Origin of the sequence: Halomonas sp. PA16-9, from assembly GCF_009728585.1 — a bacterium.
GTDB classification, from domain to species: Bacteria; Pseudomonadota; Gammaproteobacteria; order Pseudomonadales; family Halomonadaceae; genus Vreelandella; species Vreelandella titanicae.
Window position 1 is genome coordinate 387,223 of sequence record NZ_CP040451.1, and the last position, 20,525, is coordinate 407,747.

The following is a 20,525-nucleotide window of genomic DNA, read 5'->3' on the forward strand; positions in this document are numbered from 1 at the left end:
TAGTAAGCAGTTAGTTGTTTGGTTCAAAAACCCTCGGTTCGCCGGGGGTTTTTGCTGTTTGGGGATGCTGCGCGCAATGGATAACCTTCAGGAAAGGCCCACAAAGGGCATCTTGCTCAGGGTGCTCTCAGGCGCTCTGTTCACTGGCATGCTGGTGTGCATTAAAGCCGTGAGCGACGCAGTGCCGGTGGGGCAGTCGGTGTTTTTTCGCTCATTGTTTGCGCTGCTGCCTATCGTGATTTTTCTGTTGCTGCGGCGGGAGTTTCCCCAGGGGTTGGCTACGCGGCGCCCCTTGGGGCATGCGTTGCGTTCGGGGATGGGGGCGGCGGCGATGTTTGCCTCCTTTGCGGCGGTGGCGCTGCTACCCATTGCCGAGGCGACACTATTAGCCCAGCTAACACCGGTGTTTATGGCGATAGGTGGCATATTGCTGTTGGGGGAGCGTTTCTCGCTCTACCGCGCTGGCGGCATAATATTGGCGATTGCTGGAGTGGCAGTGCTGATCTTGCCTGGGCTCAATGCCAGTTCCAGCAATGGGCAAATAACCGGGTACGCGTTAGGAGCGCTGGGTGCGCTGTTAACCGCGGGGGCGCTACTGACCGTGAGACGTATTTCGCGCACCGAGAGTGCTGCCTCCATCGCCTTCTACTTTATTGTGGTGGCAGCACTGGCTGGGCTTGCCACGCTCCCACTGGGTTGGGCCGCGCTCACACAGGCGGAGTTTGCCCTGTTGGTGCTCTCGGGCCTGTTTGGCGGCGCCGCCCACATCGCGATGACATTAGCGCTGCGCTACGCCGAGGCGTCGCGGTTGGCGCCTTTTGAATATATTGCCCTGGTGTGGCCTGTGCTCGCCGACTGGGTGTTGTTTGGCATACCGGTCTCCAGTGGTTTCCTGCTAGCGCTACCGCTGATGTTAAGCGGGGTAGCGCTAGCGGCGATGGAAGGGCGACGGCTTAGGTTAACGGCTAAATGGCTGCTTCGACGATAAGCTGCGGCTGGCCTTTCGAGCACGGCTCAATTCGGGCCGTGACTTTATATACTTGCTGCAACAGTGCTGGCGTAATCACTTCAGCGGTGGGGCCGCAGGCAATCAGGCGGCCATTTTCCAGCAGCATGGCGGCGTCGGCGAAGCGTAGCGCATGCCCCAAGTCGTGGAGTGCCACCAGAATCAGCATCTGGCGCTGGTCGGCTAACCGGCGCAGCACCGTCAACAGACTAATTTGCCGGTTAAGGTCGAGCGCCGAAGTGGGCTCATCCAGCATCAGAATCTCCGGCTCTTGCACCAGGGCCTGGGCAGCGCTTACCAACTGGCGCTGGCCGCCGCTAAGGTCACCAATATCGCGCTCGCCAAGGGCCGTGATCGCCAGCTCGTCCAACGCCCGATCCACTTGGGCTAAATCCTCAGGCTGCACTTTTAATCCACGCCCCTGCATGCGCGCCAAAAGCACCGATTCATACACCGTGAGCACCGCTTTGGCGCCGGTGTCCTGGGGCATATAGCCCACTGGGCGCTCGGCGCTGGTGCCGCTGATGATCACCTCGCCTTCGCCTTTCAATAGTCCTAACACGCGCCTAAAAAGCGTCGACTTACCCGCCGCATTAGGGCCCAGCAGCGCGACGACTTGCCCGCCTTGAAAGCAGGGCGTGGTGATCTCATGCAGAATAGGGCGCCGCCCATAGCGGGCGGATACGCGGTTCAGTTGTAGCGTTACCATGAGGCCTTCTTGTGGTTAAGCACTAGAAATAGAAAGAAGGGAATGCCCACCAGCGAAGTGATGATGCCAATGGGGATGATAGTGCCGGGGATAATGATCTTGGAGATAACTGAGCCAACGGAGAGGATGAGCGCGCCGCACAGCGCCGAACCGGGCAGGAAGAAGCGCTGATCTTCACCCAGCAAAATGCGCGCAATATGCGGCCCCACCAAGCCAATAAACCCAATGGTGCCTACAAACGCTACCGCGATAGCAGCGAGTAGCGACACCAGTACCAGCACTTCCAAGCGCAGCGCGCGGGGATTGACGCCCATGCTCTCGGCTTTGGCATCGCCCAGGCGCATAGCAGTCAGCGCCCAGCCGTGCCGGGCAAGCAGCGGCATGGACAAAGCGAGAATGCTGAGGGCGATCCAGAACTTGGGCCAGGTCGCTTTGGTCAAGCTGCCCATGGTCCAGAAGACTACCGCGGATACCGCCTCTTGGCTGGCAAAGAACTGAATCAGCGCCATTAGCGAGTTGAAGATAAACACCATGGCGATGCCGAGCAGCACAATGGTCTCTACCGTGACGCCGCGCTTTAGGCTTAAGGCATGAATTAAAAACGCGGTGAACATGGCCATTACAAAGGCGTTGATGGGTACCACAAACTCAATGGCGGCAGGCACCAGCGCCACCCCGAAGGCGAGACCCAAAGCGGCGCCAAAACTGGCCCCGGCGGAAATCCCCAAGGTAAACGGGCTGGCTAGCGGGTTGCTCAGAATGGTCTGCATCTGTGCCCCGGCCACCGACAGGCTGGCGCCCACTACGAGCGCCATCAGCGCCACCGGCATGCGGATTTCCCAGACAATCACCCGCGCCTGCTGGCTAACACTGCCTGGCGTGAATAGCGCCGCGATGACTTCGCCCAGGCTGTAGCGGGCGGGGCCGAGGGCCAGATCAACGCAGAGGCTAAAAAACAGCGCTAACACCAGTGCCGCCAATATCAGTTGGCGGCGGAACACCTGGCTATGGTAGAAGGCGCGACCCTGTGAAAGGCGCTCTGTGACCTCCGTTTCCGTTATCCTCGTATCAGTCGTCATGGAGCGATATCCAGTAGCCGGGCTCATAGTCGATGGGCAGGAAGCGTTCGTGCAGTTCTTCCATGGTGGCTTCCGGGTCTAGGTCGGCAAAGAGCTCAGGGTGTAGCCACTTGGCTAACTGCTGCACGGCCACGAAGTAGTAGGGGCTGTTGTAAAACTGGTGCCAAATGGCGTGGAAATTGCCAGATTCAACGGCCTTAATGCCGGTCATCGCGGTGCGCTCGGTCAGCGCTTCCAGCTTGGCGTGAGCGCTTTGCATATCTGAACCAGGCCCTACGCCCACCCAGTCGCCGCCAGGTACGTAGGCATCCCAGTTGCCGCCGGTAACAACCACATGGTCGGGGTTGGCGGCAATAATCTGCTCAGGGTTCAGGTTGCCGAAGCTGTTAGGAATAATCCCCTCAGCAATATTGTGGCCGCCGGCCAGGGTGACATAATCGCCAAAGTTGGCAGGGCCAAAGCTCATGCAGCACTCGTCGGAGTAGCCGCCTGCCCGTCAATAAACACGCTGGGGCGCTCTGGATTGGCCTCGGCGATGACGTCGGTTACCCGTGCCAGCTGTGCCTCGGCAAACTCGATAAACGCTTCGGCCGCGGCTTCATCGTCCATGATCTGGCCGATGATGCGCATGGAGGGAATGGTGTGTTCAAGCGGATCTTCACGAAAATCCACATAGATGATCGGAATGCCGAGCTGCGCCAACTTGTCGTCGTAGGCGGCGTCTTCTGTGGCGGCTTTAGCTTCGATGTTCATCAGCACCACATCAGGGTTAAGCGCGGCGGCCTGCTCTACATCGAAGGTGCCGTCTTTAAAGCCGCCAAAGGTGGGGATCGCTTCAATCTCTGGGAAGCGCTCTAGATAGCGGGCATAGTTATCAGGGTCCGCTTGAGAAAAGTCTTCGCGCCAACCGACCACATGGGCAAAAGGGTCTTCCGGTTCGAGTAGCCCAAGCAGATAAATTTGCCGCCCTTCACCTAAAATAACCCGCTCGGCAGGGGCGTCCAGAGAGATTTCGCGGCCAGCGACATCGGTAATAGTGATAGCGTCAGCCATAGCAGTGGCGCCGCAAGCAAAGCTGATAAGCGTACCAAACAGGATTTTTAAGCGCGGAGAACTGAGCATTTTTTAAACTCGTTGGTCAATATTGATTAACAGGTCTGGCATCACTGATGCGCAGTAACGCTTTGATAGCACAGAGATGCAATTGCTATTGTAACTGATTAGCGTTTAGGCGGCATCACTGGGGTGCCGCGCTGAATGGTTCACATGCTACGCTTTGTTTTTGCCATTTATTCTTCGGCGACGGCTTCGCGTATTGGGCTCTAAACGGCAATTGTGTTGTTGTAGCTTTTTTTAGTTAGCAAGTACTTACATTTATGGAGAGGCCGCTATGCCTTTATCTCGTGTTGAAATCGCCACGCCTTCCGCCGAGCGTTTAATCAATCGACTGTGCAAACACTGGGCGCATAAGTTGGAGGTCGAGCAGAGTGATCAGCAAGCTACCATTACCTTTGCCACCGGCACCTGCTTAATGGTCGCTGAATCGGATAAATTGGTAGTAGCCCTGGAAACCCTCGAAGAGGAGCATCTGGATGAATTGGAGGGGGTGGTCGAGCGCCACCTAATGCGTATGGCCGGTGATGAAGAGCTGGCGATTGTTTGGGAAAACTAGACCACGACGGGTCTGCTATAATCGCGCTGATTTTGAAAACATAAATCTTATGCACCGAAACGCAGAGCGCAGGAGTTCGCATGACCCGAATTGCCATTGTAGGCGTGGCTGGCCGCATGGGCCGGACGTTGGTAAATGCTGTAGAGCAAGAGGCTGAGGCGACGCTAGCCGGTGGAATTGTGGAGCCAGGCAGCTCCTTATCGGCGCTGACATTGGCGAACTTGCCGGGGTGGGTAAGCGCGGCGTTGTCGCAGTAGATTCCCTGGCGTCGATTGTCGATGACTTTGATGTGTTGATCGACTTTACGGCTCCCCAGGTAACGCTGGGTAATCTGGCGTTCTGCGCCGAGCACGGTAAGCGTATTGTGATTGGCACCACCGGTATGAGCGATGATGAGCTGGCCCAGCTTGATAGCTACCGCGATAAGGTGGCCATGGTGTTCGCGCCCAATATGAGCGTCGGGGTTAATTTAACCCTGAAGCTGCTTGAAACCGCTGCCAAAGCGCTGGGCGATGAAGGCTACGATATTGAAGTGATCGAGTCTCACCACCGCCATAAGGTTGATGCGCCTTCCGGCACCGCGATCAAAATGGGCGAAGTAATTGCCGACAGCCTGGGGCGTAACCTTAAAGAGCACGGCGTGTTTGAGCGAGTCGGGCAGTGCGGCCCACGCACCGACAAAGAGATCGGCTTTGCCACCGTGCGCGCGGGCGATATCGTGGGTGAGCACACGGTAATGTTTGCCACCGAAGGTGAGCGCATTGAAATCACTCACAAGGCCTCCAGCCGGATGACATTTGCCAAAGGTGCGGTTCGCGCGGCGCGCTGGGTCGCTGGCAAAGAGAGCGGCCGTTACGACATGCAGGATGTATTGGGGCTAGAGTAAGGGATTGCCTGTCACTGCTTGAGCAGGGCGCTAGAACAGTCCTGCCATCAAGGGGTAGTCTTCGATCAAGAATTCCTGTAACATTTCAAAAATTTTGGCCGGGTGGCCTGGAAATCTTAAACGGCGCGCTTGTTGCGTTGGTCAACCCAAAGCCTGCCTCCTCAGGGTTTGCTGCTATAAAGCGGTGCTGCTGTTAAGCGTAACGCTAGAGGCTAAGCGAATCAGAAAGGCATCGAACAACAAGCGGGATGAAACCGATTCTTTTTATCGGCTTCGTCCCGCTTTTTTACGACCCCAGTTTTACTAGTGATAGTTTTTATTAGCGATAGTGTTACGTCGCGGATAATCAAGAAATTGCTGAGCCTGCGCCCCACAGGCTCCCACCAGCATGGGAGGATCTTGTTTTGAATAACCCCGCATTGAGCAAACCCGCAATATTGGCCCTGGAAGATGGCAGCGTGTTCCACGGCATTGCCATTGGCGCGGACGGATTAACAAGCGGTGAGGTGGTGTTCAATACGGCCATGACCGGCTATCAAGAAATCCTCACCGACCCTTCCTACACCCGCCAAATCGTTACCCTCACCTATCCCCATATCGGCAATACAGGCATTAACGCTGAAGACATTGAGTCAGCTTCTATTGCCGCAGCAGGTTTGGTGATTCGCGATTTACCGCTAATGGCCAGCAGCTTCCGCTCTGAGCAGTCGCTGTCGGACTACCTGAAAAGCCAGAACGTGCTGGGTATTGCCGATATCGATACCCGCCGTCTAACGCGCATTTTGCGAGATAAAGGTGCGCAGAACGGGGCGATTTTGGCAGGCGTTGATGCGGAAGGCGACGGGGCGGTCACACGGGCGCTGGAAGCCGCCAAGGCTTTCCCAGGCCTGAAGGGGATGGATCTGGCCAAAGAGGTGTCGTGTAAACAAGCCTACGAGTGGTCGGAAGGTGAGTGGACGCTGGGTGAAGGCTACGCTGATGCTTCCAAAAGCGAGCGCCCCTACCATGTGGTGGCGTACGACTACGGTGTGAAATTCAACATCCTGCGCATGCTGGCCGCTCGCGGCTGCCGCCTGACAGTCGTGCCCGCGCAAACGCCTGCTGCTGAGGTGCTGGCGATGAATCCGGATGGCGTGTTTTTAGCCAACGGCCCTGGTGACCCGGAGCCCTGCGATTACGCCATCAAGGCAATTCAGGACGTGCTGGAAACCAATATTCCGGTGTTTGGTATCTGCCTGGGCCACCAACTGCTGGCGCTCGCCGCCGGGGCGAAGACGGTCAAAATGAGCCACGGCCACCACGGTGCCAACCACCCGGTGCAGGATCTGGATAGTGGTACGGTAATGATCACCAGCCAGAATCACGGCTTTGCGGCGGATGAAGCGACCCTGCCCGCTAACGTGCGCGCCACGCACCGTTCGCTGTTCGACGGCACCTTGCAGGGAATCGAGCTTACCGACCGACCGGCGTTCAGCTTTCAAGGCCACCCGGAAGCGAGTCCCGGCCCGCGTGATGTGGCGCCGCTGTTTGATCGCTTCGTGGCTATGATGCAGGCACGCCGTTAACGCGTCCCTAGCATCACCGTATCGCCGTCTTTTGTCGCTCATCGTCACCATTTTTTGCGGGAACCGTTATGCCTAAGCGTACCGACATCAACAGTATCTTGATCATTGGCGCTGGCCCGATTGTGATCGGCCAGGCCTGCGAATTCGACTACTCCGGCGCCCAGGCGTGTAAAGCGCTGCGCGAGGAAGGTTACCGGGTTATTTTGGTTAACTCCAACCCCGCCACCATCATGACTGACCCGGCCATGGCCGATGCCACCTACATCGAGCCGATTACCTGGCAGGCGGTGGAGAAGATCATCGAAGCCGAGCGCCCTGATGCCATTCTGCCGACCATGGGTGGTCAGACGGCGCTGAACTGCGCCCTCGAGCTTGAAAAGCATGGCGTGCTGGAGAAGTTCGGCGTCGAGATGATCGGTGCCAACGCCGATGCGATTAACATGGCCGAAGACCGTGATCTGTTCGATCAGGCCATGAAGCGCATTGGCTTGGAGTGCCCGAAAGCGAAAGTCGCCCACACCATGGATGAAGCCTGGGAGATTCAGGCTGAACTGGGTTTCCCGACCATTATTCGCCCTTCCTACACCATGGGCGGCTCCGGCGGCGGCGTGGCGTACAACAAGGAAGAGTTCGAAGAAATCTGTACCCGTGGTTTTGAGCTTTCCAATAACCACGAGCTGCTCATCGATGAGTCGCTGCTGGGGTGGAAAGAGTACGAGATGGAAGTTGTGCGTGATAAAAACGACAACTGCATCATCGTCTGCGCGATTGAGAACTTCGACCCCATGGGCGTGCACACCGGCGACTCCATCACCGTGGCGCCGGCGCAAACGCTGACCGATAAAGAGTATCAGATCATGCGTGACGCCAGCCTCGCGGTACTGCGCGAGATTGGCGTAGAGACCGGTGGCTCTAACGTCCAGTTCGGTATGGATCCCAAAACCGGCCGTTTGGTAGTTATCGAGATGAACCCGCGGGTGTCACGCTCTTCAGCGCTGGCCTCAAAGGCGACCGGTTTCCCGATTGCTAAAATCGCCGCGAAATTGGCGATTGGCTATACCCTGGACGAGCTGCAGAACGATATTACCGGTGGTCAAACGCCGGCATCGTTCGAGCCGTCTATCGATTACGTGGTCACCAAAATTCCGCGCTTCACCTTCGAGAAATTCCCCCAGGCCAACGATCGCCTAACGACGCAGATGAAGTCGGTGGGTGAGGTGATGGCGATTGGCCGCACCTTCCAAGAGTCGCTGCAGAAAGCCCTGCGTGGCCTGGAAACCGGTAACGATGGTCTTGATCCGATCATTACCGATTTCACGCCGGACAACATGGCGATTATCCAGGGCGAACTGCAGGCCGCCGGTGCCGAGCGTATTTTCTACGTGGCGGACGCCATGCGTTCCGGCATGAGCGTCGATGACGTCTTTGCCCTGACCAATATCGACCCTTGGTTCCTGGTGCAGCTGGAAGATTTGGTGCTGACTGAAAACGCCGTTGCCAAGCGCTCGCTGGCTGACTTCTCGGCTCGTGAGCTCTATCAGCTCAAGCGCAAAGGCTTCGGCGATGCGCGCCTGGCCAAGCTACTGAATGTCAGCGAAAAAGAGTTCCGTCAAACCCGCCAGGCCGCCGGCATTCGCCCGGTTTATAAGCGTGTCGATACCTGTGCCGCGGAGTTTGCCTCTGATACCGCCTATATGTACTCCACTTACGAAGAGGAGTGCGAGGCGGATGTTTCTGACCGTCAGAAGATCATGGTATTGGGCGGTGGCCCTAACCGGATCGGCCAGGGCATCGAGTTTGACTACTGCTGCGTTCACGCCGCCTTCGCCATGCGCGATGATGGTTATGAAACCATCATGGTCAACTGCAACCCAGAAACCGTCTCGACCGATTACGATACCTCTGATCGTCTCTACTTCGAGCCGGTAACGCTGGAAGACGTGCTGGAGATCGCCGACAAAGAGAAGCCGGTGGGTGTGATCGTTCAGTTCGGTGGTCAAACGCCGCTGAAACTGGCCCGTGAGCTAGAAGCTGCCGGTGTGCCGATCATTGGTACCACGCCGGATGCTATCGACCGCGCAGAAGACCGTGAACGCTTCCAGGTGATGATCGATAAGCTGGGCCTGAAGCAGCCGCCCAATGCCACGGCTCGCAGCTTTGCGGAAGCCTTCGATAAAGCCGAAGCGATTGGCTACCCGCTGGTAGTGCGCCCCAGCTACGTGCTGGGTGGTCGGGCCATGGAGATCGTCTACGACGCCTCCGAACTTGAAAATTACATGACCCATGCGGTGAAAGTCTCCAACGACTCACCGGTGCTGCTGGATCACTTTTTGAGTGCCGCGATCGAGATCGATATCGATGCGGTGTCGGATGGTCAACAGGTGGTGATCGGCGGCATCATGCAGCACGTAGAGCAAGCGGGCGTTCACTCCGGTGACTCCGCCTGCGCGCTGCCGCCTTACTCGCTGCCTGCGGATGTGCAGGACGAGATGCGCCATCAGGTGAAGCAGATGGCGGTTGAGCTGGGCGTTAAAGGCTTAATGAACGTGCAGCTGGCCTGGCAGGATGGTGAGATCTATGTGATCGAGGTGAATCCCCGCGCTTCGCGTACGGTGCCCTTTGTGTCCAAGTGCATTGGCACCTCGCTGGCGCAGATCGCAGCGCGCTGCATGGCCGGTAAAACCCTGGCTGAGCAGGGCTTTGAGCAGGAAATCGTACCGCACTTCTATAGTGTTAAAGAGGCGGTCTTCCCGTTCAATAAATTCCCCGGTGTCGACCCGATTCTGTCGCCGGAAATGAAGTCCACCGGCGAAGTGATGGGCTCTGGCGACACCTTTGCAGAAGCCTTCTTCAAGGCGCAACTGGGGGCAGGTGAGGCCATTCCTGGGCTTGCCGGTGAGCGCAAGGCATTCCTTTCCGTGCGCGAACCGGACAAGGCGGGGATTATCGAAGTGGGGCGTTCTCTGTTAGCATTAGGCTTTACGCTATGTGCTACACGGGGAACAGCGGCTGCTTTGGAAGCTGCCGGGCTTGCCGTGGAACACGTCAATAAAGTCTACGAAGGCCGTCCCCATATCGTCGATCTGCTTAAGAACGACGAAATCGCCTACATTGTGAACACTACTGAAGGTCGTCAGGCTATTAACGACTCTTCGGTCATTCGCCGTACTGCTCTCTCGCGCAAGGTGCCCTATGCGACCACCTTGGCGGGCGCTAATGCTGTTTGCATGGCGCTTGAGTACGGTAGGGAGATTACGGTGCGGCGCCTTCAGGATCTGCATGCAGGAGCAAGTCAATGAACAAGGTCCCGATGACAGTTGCGGGAGAAAGAAGCCTTCGTGAAGAGCTCGACCACCTTAAAAGCGAAGCTCGTCCGCAGGTGATCGCGGCCATCGCCGAAGCGCGTGAACACGGTGATCTTAAAGAGAACGCCGAGTATCACGCCGCTCGCGAGCAGCAGGGGTTTATCGAAGGGCGAATTCAGGAGATCGAAAGTAAGCTCTCTGTCGCTCAAGTGATTGACGTCACCAAGCTGCCGAAAACTGGCAAAGTGATTTTCGGCGTAACCGTATCGCTAATGAATCTGGATACTGATGCGGAAGTCACTTACCGTATCGTCGGCGAAGATGAGGCGGATATTAAGTCTGGCCGTATCTCGGTTACCTCACCGATTGCCCGTGCCCTGATCGGCAAAGAAGAGGGTGATGTCGTGGTGGTCAAAACACCCGGCGGTGACGTGGAGTACGAAGTAGGTAGCGTCGAACACGTATGACAAAAAACGCCCCTTCGATTGACTCTGGAGTCAGTTGAAGGGGCGCTTTCGTACGGCGACTCTCTATTGCACGCGTTGAATTTAACGCTTAATGGCGGCCGTGGTGGTTCTCAAAGCGGGTAACGTTAGAAAGCTTCGGGTTCACCTGCGGATTTCTACGATAGAGCAGCGCCATTTTGCCAATGGTTTGCACCAAGTCGGCACGGCTGTTGGCGATCAGTTCGGCTATCATGGCAGCACGATCATCCCGCTCAGGAAGGGCAAGTTTCACTTTGATCAGTTCGTGATCAGTGAGTGCGCGGTTGAGTTCTGCGAGCAAATTTTCGGAGACGCCGTTCTCAGAAACGGTGACCACTGGGTTAAGATGGTGGCCAATGCTACGAAATGCTTTCTTTTGTGCCTGTGACAAGCTCATGGTATCTTGCGGTATCCCGGTTAGCGCTTAACGCTCCATCTTACGGTGAAACGTCACCGAGTGAAAGCGATCGCGTGAATGCGCCCATCTCTTATTCCAGTGTTAGACTCCCACATGCAGCAAAAGCCCCCGAACCGAAAACATTCCGTTAGCAAGACCAGCAATAACTGGAAGAAGGAGCATTTTGACGACCAGTACGTGAAGCAGAGCTGGCAAGATGGCTACCGTTCCCGTGCCAGCTATAAGCTGATTGAGTTGGATGAAAAAGATAAACTGCTGCGTCCCGGTATGACGGTGATTGATCTGGGCGCCGCCCCGGCGGGTGGAGTCAAATTGCAGCGGAAAGGGTAGGGCCTGAAGGTGTGGTGATTGCCTCTGATATTCTGGAGATGGATGCACTGGCCGGGGTGGATTTTATCCAAGGTGATTTCACTGAAGAGGCGGTGCTGGAGGCGATACTAAAATGCCTGGATAATCGCCGTGTAGACCTTGTGATGTCGGATATGGCCCCCAATATGAGTGGTATGGCGGCGATTGATCAGCCCCAGGCGATGTATTTAGTGGAGCTAGCGTTAGAACTTGCCCGCGAAACGTTGTCACCTGGTGGCCGGTTTTTAGCTAAAGTATTCCAGGGGGAAGGGTTTGACGCCTATTTGAAAGAATTGCGCGGCAGCTTTAACAAGGTAGTAACCCGTAAGCCAGACGCCTCCCGGGCGCGTTCCCGTGAAGTCTATTTTCTGGCCGAAGGGTTTCGCGGGTGACTCTCCTTAACATGAGAGGCTGCCCGTGTGGTTCATAGCCAAGATTTATCAGCGCGATTGCCAGACAGGCAAGCGCAACGTGTGTCACATTAGTCGCCATAAGTGCGCGTGACACAGATGGCCCGAGGCATAAGACGCTTTGGCAATGGTTGAACGCTTGATGCTGATGTAATGTCGTATTACTAAGCTTATTGGTAAAAGACTTTATGAGGCACCAGGGTTTAACTGACGGATTCTTGTAATGAGGGTAGCCCCTTGAATGATATGGCGAAGAACCTGATTCTGTGGTTGGTCATCGCGGCCGTCCTACTGACAGTGTTCAACAATTTCAGTACGGAAAGCGCACCGCAAAACACAAACTATTCCCAGTTTGTGCAGCAGGTGCAAAATCAGCAGGTACGTAGCGTAACGATTGATGGTTACACCATCAGCGGTGAGCGCACGGACGGCACTCAGTTCCAGACCATCCGCCCAGCGGCGGAAGATCCGAAGCTGATGGACGACCTGTTGAGCAACAATGTGACGGTGGTGGGCAAAGAGCCAGAGCAGCAAAGTATCTGGACGCGGCTACTGATCGCCAGCTTCCCGATTCTGTTGATTTTGGGCATCTTTATGTTCTTCATGCGCCAAATGCAGGGCGGAGCCGGTGGTGGTAAAGGCGGCCCGATGAGCTTTGGTAAATCGAAGGCCAAGCTGCTCTCACAAGATCAGATCAAGACAACCTTTGCCGACGTGGCGGGTTGTGATGAAGCCAAGGAAGAAGTAGAAGAGCTGGTCGATTTCCTGCGTGACCCAACCAAATTCCAGCGCCTGGGCGGCACGATTCCCCGCGGCGTATTGATGGTAGGCCCTCCGGTACCGGTAAAACGCTGCTGGCAAAGTCCATTGCGGGCGAAGCCAAAGTGCCGTTCTTCTCTATTTCGGGTTCTGACTTCGTTGAAATGTTTGTTGGTGTCGGTGCATCCCGTGTGCGTGACATGTTCGAGCAGGCCAAGAAGCAAGCGCCGTGCATTATCTTTATCGACGAAATCGATGCGGTAGGCCGTTCACGTGGCACCGGTATGGGTGGCGGTAACGACGAGCGCGAGCAGACGTTGAACCAACTGCTAGTTGAAATGGATGGCTTTGAAGCCAACGAAGGCGTCATTGTTATCGCCGCGACCAACCGTCCTGACGTACTTGACCCTGCGTTAATGCGCCCAGGCCGCTTTGACCGTCAGGTAACGGTCGGCTTGCCGGATATCCGTGGCCGTGAGCACATTCTGGGTGTTCATCTACGTAAAGTGCCGCTGGGTGATGACGTAAAACCGCAGCTGATCGCACGTGGTACGCCTGGTTTCTCTGGTGCGGATTTGGCCAACCTGGTCAACGAAGCCGCTCTGTTTGCCGCGCGCCGCAATAAGCGCCTGGTCAGCATGGAAGAGCTTGAGCTCGCGAAGGATAAGATCATGATGGGCGCTGAGCGCAAATCGATGGTCATGACCGACAAAGAGAAGCTCAATACCGCTTACCATGAGTCGGGTCACGCCATTATCGGTCTGGTCGTGCCTTCCCATGATCCGGTCTATAAGGTAACGATTATTCCCCGTGGCCGTGCGCTGGGTGTCACCATGTTCCTGCCGGAAGAGGATCGCTACAGCCTCTCCCGTCAGCAAATTCTGGGGCAGATCTGCTCGCTGTTTGGTGGCCGTATTGCCGAAGAGATGACGTTAGGCCCGAATGGTGTAACGACCGGCGCCTCAAACGACATCAAGCGTGCTACTGAGCTGGCCCATAACATGGTTGCCAAGTGGGGCTTGTCGGACGAAATGGGCCCGATCATGTACGACGAGGATGAGTCGCATCAGTTCCTCGGTGGCCCGGGTCAGGGTGGTGGCAAGATGAAGTCTGGTGACACCACCACGCGCCTTGATAAGGAAGTCCGCAAAATCATCGACGGTTGCTACGAGCAGGCACGCCAAATCCTGACCGATAATCGCGATAAGCTGGACGCCATGGCCGAGGCCTTGATGAAGTACGAGACCATTGATGCCACGCAGTTGAAGGACATCATGGAAGGTCGTGAGCCGCGCCCGCCGGAAGGTTGGGATGACGGTGACTCATCCGGTGGCGGTACGCCTGTCAACGATGACAAGCCGCAAGCGAAGGCTGAAGACGATGCTTCTTCAAACGCTTCTGGAGGCGATGCGTCCGGTGGTGACAGCGAAGAAGATGACGACGGGCCGCGTCGCCGTCCCTCAGACCCGCTAGGTGGCCCTGCAGGCTCATAAGCCAGCACTGCCGTATGAGCCAAAGGCGCCCCGTCATGGGGCGCCTTTTTTGATATGCTGTATACATAACAGCAATGTTTCATTTCTTGATCAGGCTGCAGCATGAAATCAATTCTGGACACGTCCTCTTCACGAAACGCAGAAAATGCTCTCCAACTGCGTTGCGGGCGCCATCTGTTGGATCTCTCCTTTCCCAGGGTAATGGGTATTCTTAATGTGACCCCGGACTCTTTTTCTGACGGTGGCCAGCACGTGGCATTGGATGACGCTTTGCGCCACGCTGAGCGGATGCTGGCCGAAGGGGCGGCGATGATAGATGTGGGCGGCGAATCGACCCGCCCTGGGGCTATCCCTGTCAGCCCCCAGGAAGAGCTAGACCGGGTGGCGCCGGTGGTGGAGGTCCTGGTGCGCGAGCTGGATGCGTTGGTGTCGGTGGATACCAGTTGCCCGACGGTTATACGCGAGGCGAGCGAGCTGGGCGCTGGTATGATTAATGATGTGCGCGCCTTAGAGCGAGAAGGCGCCCTGCTGGCTGCGGTGGGTAGCGGGTTGCCCGTCTGCCTGATGCATCGCCAGGGCGAGCCGCAGGATATGCAGCAGTCGCCCGCGTATCAGCGCCCGGTCGAGGAAGAGGTGGCGGATTATTTGGCCCGTCGGATTGCTGAATGCGAGGCTGCAGGGCTACGCCGCAACCGTCTACTGATCGACCCTGGTTTTGGCTTCGGCAAAACCGTCGAACACAATCTACGCTTACTCAAATACATGGAGTCTCTGCAATCGCTGGAGCTTCCAGTGCTGGTGGGTATGTCGCGCAAGAGCATGATTGGTAAAGTGTTGGGTCGACCAGTGGAGGAGCGTCTCTCCGGTGGTTTGGCGCTCGCTGCCATGGCGGTTGAGCGTGGGGCAAATATTTTGCGCGTGCATGACGTGGCTGCAACGGTCGATGCAGTCAATATGGCGTGGGCGGTACTACAAGAAGGCTGCGAGCCGCCGCTAAATAAGGAGTTTGACGCATGACAAGGCGCTATTTTGGGACGGATGGTATTCGCGGCACGGTGGGTAAATCACCGATTACCGCTGATTTTATGCTTAAGTTGGGCTGGGCGGCGGGTCAGGTGCTGCGCCGTGATAAAGGTCGAACGCGGGTACTGATCGGCAAAGATACCCGGATCTCTGGCTATATGTTCGAATCCGCCCTAGAGGCGGGGCTCTCGGCAGCGGGTGTGGATGTCTCGCTGCTGGGGCCAATGCCCACGCCGGGTATTGCCTATTTAACGCGCACATTTCGTGCCGATGCAGGCATCGTCATTTCGGCATCGCATAATCCTTTTGATGATAACGGCATCAAGTTCTTCTCCGCTGAGGGTAAGAAACTTCCCGATGACACGGAAGATCGTATCGAAGCGATGCTGGAAGCGCCGCTGACCACGGCCGAGGCCGCGCAGTTGGGTAAGGCAACACGCATCGACGACGCTGCAGGCCGTTATATCGAGTTTTGTAAATCGACCTTGCCTGACCGGCTTAGCCTGCACGGCCTTAAAATCGTCTTGGATTGTGCTCACGGTGCCACATACCATATCGCGCCCAATGTGTTCCGCGAGCTGGGGGCTGATGTCACCACCATTGGCTCTGCGCCTGACGGGTTAAACATTAATCAGCAGTGGGCTCAACGCATCCCGCGGCTCTGCGTGCTTCCGTGATTCAGCAAAATGCTGATTTGGGGATCGCCTTTGATGGCGATGGCGACCGCGTGCTGCTGGTAGATGGCGACGGGCGGGAAGTCGACGGCGACGATATTCTCTATCTGATTGCCCGAGATCGCCACGAGCGTGGCTTGCTTCAAGGCGGCGTGGTGGGCACCCTGATGTCAAACTTTGGCCTGTCGATGGCGCTGGATAAGCTGGGAATCCCCTTTGAGCGCGCAAAGGTGGGTGACCGCTTTGTGATGGAGCGTATGGCCGCCAATGGTTGGGAGCTGGGCGGTGAGTCGTCGGGGCATATTGTGTGCGCCCACGTGCAGACCACCGGCGACGGCATTGTCTCCGCGTTGCAGGTATTGGCGCTGATGATGCGCGAGCAAAAAAGCCTCCCGACACTGTTAAAAGAGTTGGAGAAAGTGCCCCAGGCGCTGGTTAATGTACGTTTGCCCGCTCATGCCAGCGCCAAAGAGGTGATGGCATCTGCGCCGCTTCAGCAGGCAGTGGCTGCGTTAGAGCATGAGTTAGGTGATGAAGGGCGAGTGTTGCTACGTCCCTCAGGTACTGAGCCGCTTATTCGAGTAATGGTGGAAGGACGCGCCCATTTAGACGTCGATCAATTGGCGCATAGCTTGGCCGATCAGGTTCAGGCGCTACTTAATTAAATGTGTTCAGCTAACCGGTTCAGTAAACTGGTTTGGTAAACCCAGCTTGTGGCTATAACAGCGGTTGTCTTGACAAGGCCGCTCCTATACCATTTCGCTCCACCTTGAGTGAGGAGAGTCGATGCGTACGCCTTTAATCGCCGGTAACTGGAAAATGAACGGTTCCGTGGCGTTGATCAATGAATTCGGCCAGGCCTTCTCCGCCGCCGTATCGCCAACGAGCGTGGATGTCGTTATCATTCCGCCGTTCCCCTATTTGGATGCGGCGCGCCACGCGTTTGAAGGTACGGTGCTTTCATTGGGCGCGCAAACGTTGAACCCTATTCACTCTGGGGCGCATACCGGCGAAGTAAGTGGCCGCATGCTAAAAGAGTTTGCGGTCTCTTACGTATTGGTGGGGCACTCTGAACGACGTCAGCTCTACAAAGAGAGCGATGAACAGATCTTTGCACGCCTGCTAGCAGCATTGAGCGTGGATATCACGCCGATCCTCTGTGTGGGTGAGTCCCTGGAGGAGCGCGACGCAGGGCGCACGATGGATGTGGTGCTTCGTCAAGTGGGCTATGTAATGTCCCGCTTAGAGCCCGACCAGCGTAAGCAGGTCGTGATTGCCTATGAGCCTGTTTGGGCCATTGGCACTGGGCGCACGGCAACGCCTGAGCAAGCCCAGGACGTTATGGCAGGCATCCGTGCCTACCAGGCGGGTTTCGATAAGGGCCTCGCCGAGCAACTGCGTTTGCTTTACGGCGGCAGTATGAACGCAAGCAATGCGGCTGAGCTGCTTGCTCAGCCAGATATCGACGGCGGTCTAGTGGGCGGAGCCTCACTCAAGATCGATGATTTTTATGCCATTTGTCAGTCAGCAGGATAACGCCATGCAAGTTGCAATTCTTATGATTCATGTGGTGATTGCGGTCGCCCTGGTGGTACTCATTCTGCTTCAGCAGGGTAAAGGTGCCGAAGCCGGGGCAGCTTTCGGGGGCGGTGCATCACAAACGGTATTCGGTTCGCGGGGTAGTGGTAACTTCCTGTCGCGCACAACGGCTATTTTGGCGGCGGGTTTCTTCGTCACCTCAATGGCGCTAGCTTACTTTGCCACCCAGGCGGGCCAGGCACCGGAAGCAGGTATTCCCGATTCGCGCTTGATCGAGCAGCAGCAAAGCGTCCCGACGCTTGACGACAGGCCTGCGGACGTGGATAATACCGCGCCAGTGCTAGAGGAAAGCAGCGAGTAAGCAGCTGCTGTTTTTTAGCCTCCCCTGATGCCGAAGTGGTGGAATTGGTAGACACGCTATCTTGAGGGGGTAGTGACCGTATGGTCGTGCGGGTTCAAGTCCCGCCTTCGGCACCATCTGTTTTGCTGGCACGCCAGCTTCCCAGAACGTTTCTTTTGTTACCAGAATGCCCATTGGCACCTGAGGCGAAAAAGACAGCTTTAAGTAAGTGGTTCTTGAAGCAAGTAGTTCTTGACGTAAGTGGCTTTAGTGTCTATTATCGTCGACCTAGATTGATGCGGGGTGGAGCAGTCTGGTAGCTCGTCGGGCTCATAACCCGAAGGTCATCGGTTCAAATCCGGTCCCCGCTACCATTTTCTAGTAGCATGTTCTAGATTGTTATTTTTAAGACGTATTGGAAATAACGGTCATTTCAGGTACAGCCTGTTACATGTTGCTAAGACGGTACTGGAAGTAGTACTTAAGAAATGGTACACAAGGTTTCTTTCAAAAAGCCCCTTCCAGTGAAGGGGCTTTTTGTTAGCAGCTTTTGGCTAGCAAGCGCGCCTGGTCGCTGTTTTATTGGCGCCCCCCGCTTTGTTAGCCAGAATATCGTTAGCACGAATATCTTAATAGCGGATGTCGTCCGGAAAACCGGAGACACATTCCCGAGTAACGCCAATCAGCCACCTAGCTTTTCTAATAACTCCTGGCCAGGTGCCTGATGCAACGGCTATAGGAGCTTTGTCTGTGGCCACTAAACACGCTGCGCTTCATGCGCTGATCGAACCTGTTGTTGCTGCCATGGGCTTTGAGCTATGGGGCATCGACCATCTTTCCCAGGGCAAAAATTCGCGGCTGGTGATCTATATCGAGCGCGAGAGTGGTGTCAGCGTGGAAGACTGCGCAGATATTAGCCGCCAAGTCAGTGCCGTTATGGATGTAGAAGACCCCATTCCCGGTGAGTACCGGTTGGAAGTCTCCTCGCCAGGCATGGCACGTCCCTTGTATTCCCTGGATCAGTTTACCCGCTTTCAAGGTCATCACGTCGCGCTGAAATTGCGCACTGCCTTTGACGGGCGGCGCAAGTATCAAGGGCTTTTGGTCGGTGTTGAGGGGGATGAAGTACTGCTACAACTGGATGGCGAAGAGTACTGCTTTCCAATTGAGAGTATTGATTCTGCTCACATTGTACCGCAGTTCGACGATTGACCGGGTGGCGGCGCTGCCGGCAGGCTGCCGGGGTGATGCACATAAGGATAGGTTTTCTGGCGAGGCATACGCATGAGTAAAGAAATTTTAATGGTCGTTGACGCGATCTCCAATGAGAAGGGCGTCCCACGTGATGTCATCTTCGAGGCGGTAGAAGCCGCTCTTGCGAGTGCGTCACGCAAGCGTTTTGAAAGAGAAGAAGCCAATGTGCGCGTGCATATTGACCGCCGCACTGGTGAATACGAAACCTTCCGCACCTGGACCGTTGTGGAAGATGACGAATTCGAAACGCCAGATTATGAAATTAAAGAGAGCATCGCCGAGCAGCGCGATCCGCCGCTGAAATTAGGCGATGTGGTCGAAAAAAGCATCGAAAATGCGTCGTTTGGCCGTATTGCTGCACAAACCGCCAAACAGGTGATCGTACAGAAAGTACGCGAAGCCGAGCGGGCTGAAGTCGTGCGCCAATATGCCGATCGCGAAGGTGAACTGGTTGCGGGCATCGTTAAAAAGACCACACGTGATGGCCTGATCATTGATTTGGGCGAAAACGCTGAGGCGTTTTTGCCGCGCAATGAAATGATTCACGGCGAGCGTTACCGCATGAACGAGCGGGTGCGCGCCCTGTTGGTCAAAGTGGATCCCGATGCACGCGGTGCCCAGCTTCAGCTATCGCGGACGTGTCCCGAGCTGATCATCGAGCTGTTCAAAATTGAAGTGCCAGAGATCGCAGAGCAGTTGATTGAGATCAAAGGTGCTGCGCGTGACCCCGGTTCACGGGCCAAAATTGCGGTAAAAACCAATGATCGCCGCATCGACCCGGTCGGTGCCTGTGTGGGTATGCGCGGTTCGCGCGTTCAGGCGGTCTCTTCGGAGCTGCAAAACGAACGCGTTGATATCGTGCTGTGGGATGACAATCCCGCCCAATTGGTGATTAACGCCATGGCACCTGCCGATGTTGGGTCTATCCTTGTGGACGAGGACGCCCACGCAATGGACGTGGCCGTGGCGCAGGATAACCTTGCTCAGGCGATTGGCCGGAGCGGTCAGAACGTGCGTTTGGCTTCTGAACTTACCGGCTGGCGCATTAATGTCATGACCGAAGAGGAAGCGGAGTCTAAGCGCGATCAAGAGATTGATAGCCTGGTGGACTCTTTTATCCAGCACCTCGATGTGGATGAAGATGTCGCTCGCCTGTTGGTGGATGAGGGGTTCACTACCCTGGAAGAAGTCGCCTACGTGCCGATGGAAGAGATGCTCGAAATCGAAGAGTTCGATGAAGATTTAGTCGAAGCGCTTCGTGCACGTGCGAAAGACGAGCTGCTGACGATGGCAATTGCCACGGAAGAAGCGCTAGACGGTGCCCAGCCTGCAGCAGATCTGCTGGAGATGGATGGCATGGAGCGCCACCTGGCCTTCATTCTGGCCAGTCGCGGCATCGTTACCATGGAAGATCTCGCCGAGCAGTCTGTCGACGATCTGGTCGATATCGAGGAGTTGGACGAAGCGCGCGCAGCGGCACTGATCATGACTGCCCGTGCGCCCTGGTTTGAAGTCGATGACGCATCGGATTCGAACACACAGTAAACAGGTCACGGGCTG

15 protein-coding genes, 2 tRNA genes and 4 pseudogenes are annotated in these 20,525 nt (G+C 56.2%); 16 read left to right on the forward strand and 5 right to left on the reverse strand.

Annotated elements, in window-relative coordinates:
• The first annotated feature begins 76 nt into the window (after window positions 1-76).
• On the forward strand, window positions 77-988 hold the full coding sequence (locus FDY98_RS01835; RefSeq protein WP_035539354.1) for a DMT family transporter: 912 nt from the start codon (window positions 77-79) through the stop codon (window positions 986-988).
• Here the strand turns inward: FDY98_RS01835 and FDY98_RS01840 are convergent.
• From FDY98_RS01840 to FDY98_RS26525, 4 genes are read right to left on the reverse strand one after another with little or no spacing between them, the layout of a single operon-like run.
• Window positions 966-1,715, reverse strand: coding sequence for an ABC transporter ATP-binding protein (locus FDY98_RS01840; protein ID WP_027958238.1), 750 nt, complete (start codon window positions 1,713-1,715; stop codon window positions 966-968). The genes FDY98_RS01835 and FDY98_RS01840 overlap by 23 nt on opposite strands.
• Window positions 1,709-2,794: a FecCD family ABC transporter permease gene (locus FDY98_RS01845; RefSeq protein WP_035539352.1), complete on the reverse strand. Its 1,086-nt coding sequence runs from the start codon at window positions 2,792-2,794 to the stop codon at window positions 1,709-1,711. The genes FDY98_RS01840 and FDY98_RS01845 overlap by 7 nt, the downstream gene beginning before the upstream one ends.
• Window positions 2,784-3,260 (reverse strand): hypothetical protein, encoded by a 477-nt coding sequence (locus FDY98_RS26520; RefSeq protein WP_340146640.1) that lies wholly within the window; start codon window positions 3,258-3,260, stop codon window positions 2,784-2,786. The genes FDY98_RS01845 and FDY98_RS26520 overlap by 11 nt, the downstream gene beginning before the upstream one ends.
• Window positions 3,257-3,916, reverse strand: a complete 660-nt coding sequence (locus FDY98_RS26525) for an ABC transporter substrate-binding protein (protein ID WP_340146641.1) — start codon at window positions 3,914-3,916, stop codon at window positions 3,257-3,259. Before FDY98_RS26525 ends, FDY98_RS26520 begins: the two co-directional genes overlap by 4 nt.
• Before the next feature lie 268 nt (window positions 3,917-4,184).
• On the opposite strand from FDY98_RS26525, the gene FDY98_RS01855 reads away from it, so the two are divergent.
• The 5 genes and pseudogenes from FDY98_RS01855 to greA all read left to right on the forward strand — a co-directional run bounded on the left by FDY98_RS01855 (window position 4,185) and on the right by greA (window position 10,689).
• Window positions 4,185-4,466 (forward strand): DUF2218 domain-containing protein, encoded by a 282-nt coding sequence (locus FDY98_RS01855; RefSeq protein ID WP_027958241.1) that lies wholly within the window; start codon window positions 4,185-4,187, stop codon window positions 4,464-4,466.
• An 80-nt stretch (window positions 4,467-4,546) separates the two neighbouring features.
• Window positions 4,547-5,352, forward strand: a pseudogene (dapB, locus tag FDY98_RS01860) (4-hydroxy-tetrahydrodipicolinate reductase).
• A 419-nt stretch (window positions 5,353-5,771) separates the two neighbouring features.
• Complete coding sequence (gene carA, locus FDY98_RS01865; protein ID WP_027958243.1) at window positions 5,772-6,917, forward strand: glutamine-hydrolyzing carbamoyl-phosphate synthase small subunit; 1,146 nt, start codon at window positions 5,772-5,774, stop codon at window positions 6,915-6,917.
• Between the two features lie 68 nt (window positions 6,918-6,985).
• The gene (gene carB / locus FDY98_RS01870; RefSeq protein ID WP_027958244.1) at window positions 6,986-10,216 is read left to right on the forward strand and encodes a carbamoyl-phosphate synthase large subunit; all 3,231 of its coding nucleotides are present in this window, start codon (window positions 6,986-6,988) and stop codon (window positions 10,214-10,216) included.
• Window positions 10,213-10,689, forward strand: coding sequence for a transcription elongation factor GreA (gene greA, locus FDY98_RS01875; protein WP_009287920.1), 477 nt, complete (start codon window positions 10,213-10,215; stop codon window positions 10,687-10,689). Before carB ends, greA begins: the two co-directional genes overlap by 4 nt.
• A gap of 88 nt (window positions 10,690-10,777) precedes the next feature.
• Here greA and yhbY read toward each other — a convergent pair whose 3' ends face one another.
• A complete protein-coding gene (yhbY, locus tag FDY98_RS01880; protein WP_022520713.1) occupies window positions 10,778-11,104 on the reverse strand; it encodes a ribosome assembly RNA-binding protein YhbY in 327 nt (108 codons plus the stop codon).
• Window positions 11,105-11,218: 114 nt separating this feature from the next.
• On the opposite strand from yhbY, the pseudogene rlmE reads away from it, so the two are divergent.
• The 10 genes and pseudogenes from rlmE (at window position 11,219) to nusA (ending at window position 20,510) form a co-directional block, all read left to right on the forward strand.
• Window positions 11,219-11,865: pseudogene (gene rlmE / locus FDY98_RS01885) on the forward strand (23S rRNA (uridine(2552)-2'-O)-methyltransferase RlmE).
• Between the two features lie 255 nt (window positions 11,866-12,120).
• Window positions 12,121-14,135 (forward strand): annotated as a pseudogene (ftsH, locus tag FDY98_RS01890) (ATP-dependent zinc metalloprotease FtsH).
• 102 nt (window positions 14,136-14,237) lie between these two features.
• Entirely contained in the window at window positions 14,238-15,152 is a 915-nt protein-coding gene (gene folP / locus FDY98_RS01895) for a dihydropteroate synthase (RefSeq protein WP_009287923.1), read from the forward strand.
• Window positions 15,149-16,497 (forward strand): annotated as a pseudogene (gene glmM, locus FDY98_RS01900) (phosphoglucosamine mutase). The gene folP and the pseudogene glmM overlap by 4 nt, the downstream one beginning before the upstream one ends.
• Window positions 16,498-16,618: 121 nt before the next feature.
• Window positions 16,619-17,368: a triose-phosphate isomerase gene (gene tpiA / locus FDY98_RS01905; protein ID WP_009287925.1), complete on the forward strand. Its 750-nt coding sequence runs from the start codon at window positions 16,619-16,621 to the stop codon at window positions 17,366-17,368.
• Window positions 17,369-17,372: 4 nt separating this feature from the next.
• Window positions 17,373-17,732, forward strand: coding sequence for a preprotein translocase subunit SecG (secG, locus tag FDY98_RS01910; RefSeq protein ID WP_022520708.1), 360 nt, complete (start codon window positions 17,373-17,375; stop codon window positions 17,730-17,732).
• 29 nt (window positions 17,733-17,761) lie between these two features.
• Window positions 17,762-17,848, forward strand: a tRNA-Leu gene (locus tag FDY98_RS01915).
• Between the two features lie 160 nt (window positions 17,849-18,008).
• Window positions 18,009-18,085 (forward strand) — tRNA-Met (locus FDY98_RS01920).
• Window positions 18,086-18,461: 376 nt separating this feature from the next.
• On the forward strand, window positions 18,462-18,923 hold the full coding sequence (gene rimP / locus FDY98_RS01925; RefSeq protein ID WP_022520707.1) for a ribosome maturation factor RimP: 462 nt from the start codon (window positions 18,462-18,464) through the stop codon (window positions 18,921-18,923).
• Window positions 18,924-18,995: 72 nt separating this feature from the next.
• Window positions 18,996-20,510, forward strand: coding sequence for a transcription termination factor NusA (gene nusA / locus FDY98_RS01930; protein ID WP_009287927.1), 1,515 nt, complete (start codon window positions 18,996-18,998; stop codon window positions 20,508-20,510).
• The last annotated feature ends 15 nt before the right edge of the window (window positions 20,511-20,525 follow it).

What these genes read in the sequence shown, in the direction of transcription:
- FDY98_RS01835 (WP_035539354.1), top strand. Translation starts at nt 77, where the DNA reads ATGGATAACCTTCAGGAAAGGCCCACAAAGGGCATCTTGCTCAGGGTG.
- FDY98_RS01840 (WP_027958238.1), bottom strand. Translation starts at nt 1,715, where the DNA reads ATGGTAACGCTACAACTGAACCGCGTATCCGCCCGCTATGGGCGGCGC.
- FDY98_RS01845 (WP_035539352.1), bottom strand. Translation starts at nt 2,794, where the DNA reads ATGACGACTGATACGAGGATAACGGAAACGGAGGTCACAGAGCGCCTT.
- FDY98_RS26520 (WP_340146640.1), bottom strand. Translation starts at nt 3,260, where the DNA reads ATGAGCTTTGGCCCTGCCAACTTTGGCGATTATGTCACCCTGGCCGGC.
- FDY98_RS26525 (WP_340146641.1), bottom strand. Translation starts at nt 3,916, where the DNA reads ATGCTCAGTTCTCCGCGCTTAAAAATCCTGTTTGGTACGCTTATCAGC.
- FDY98_RS01855 (WP_027958241.1), top strand. Translation starts at nt 4,185, where the DNA reads ATGCCTTTATCTCGTGTTGAAATCGCCACGCCTTCCGCCGAGCGTTTA.
- carB (WP_027958244.1), top strand. Translation starts at nt 6,986, where the DNA reads ATGCCTAAGCGTACCGACATCAACAGTATCTTGATCATTGGCGCTGGC.
- greA (WP_009287920.1), top strand. Translation starts at nt 10,213, where the DNA reads ATGAACAAGGTCCCGATGACAGTTGCGGGAGAAAGAAGCCTTCGTGAA.
- yhbY (WP_022520713.1), bottom strand. Translation starts at nt 11,104, where the DNA reads ATGAGCTTGTCACAGGCACAAAAGAAAGCATTTCGTAGCATTGGCCAC.
- folP (WP_009287923.1), top strand. Translation starts at nt 14,238, where the DNA reads ATGAAATCAATTCTGGACACGTCCTCTTCACGAAACGCAGAAAATGCT.
- tpiA (WP_009287925.1), top strand. Translation starts at nt 16,619, where the DNA reads ATGCGTACGCCTTTAATCGCCGGTAACTGGAAAATGAACGGTTCCGTG.
- secG (WP_022520708.1), top strand. Translation starts at nt 17,373, where the DNA reads ATGCAAGTTGCAATTCTTATGATTCATGTGGTGATTGCGGTCGCCCTG.
- nusA (WP_009287927.1), top strand. Translation starts at nt 18,996, where the DNA reads ATGAGTAAAGAAATTTTAATGGTCGTTGACGCGATCTCCAATGAGAAG.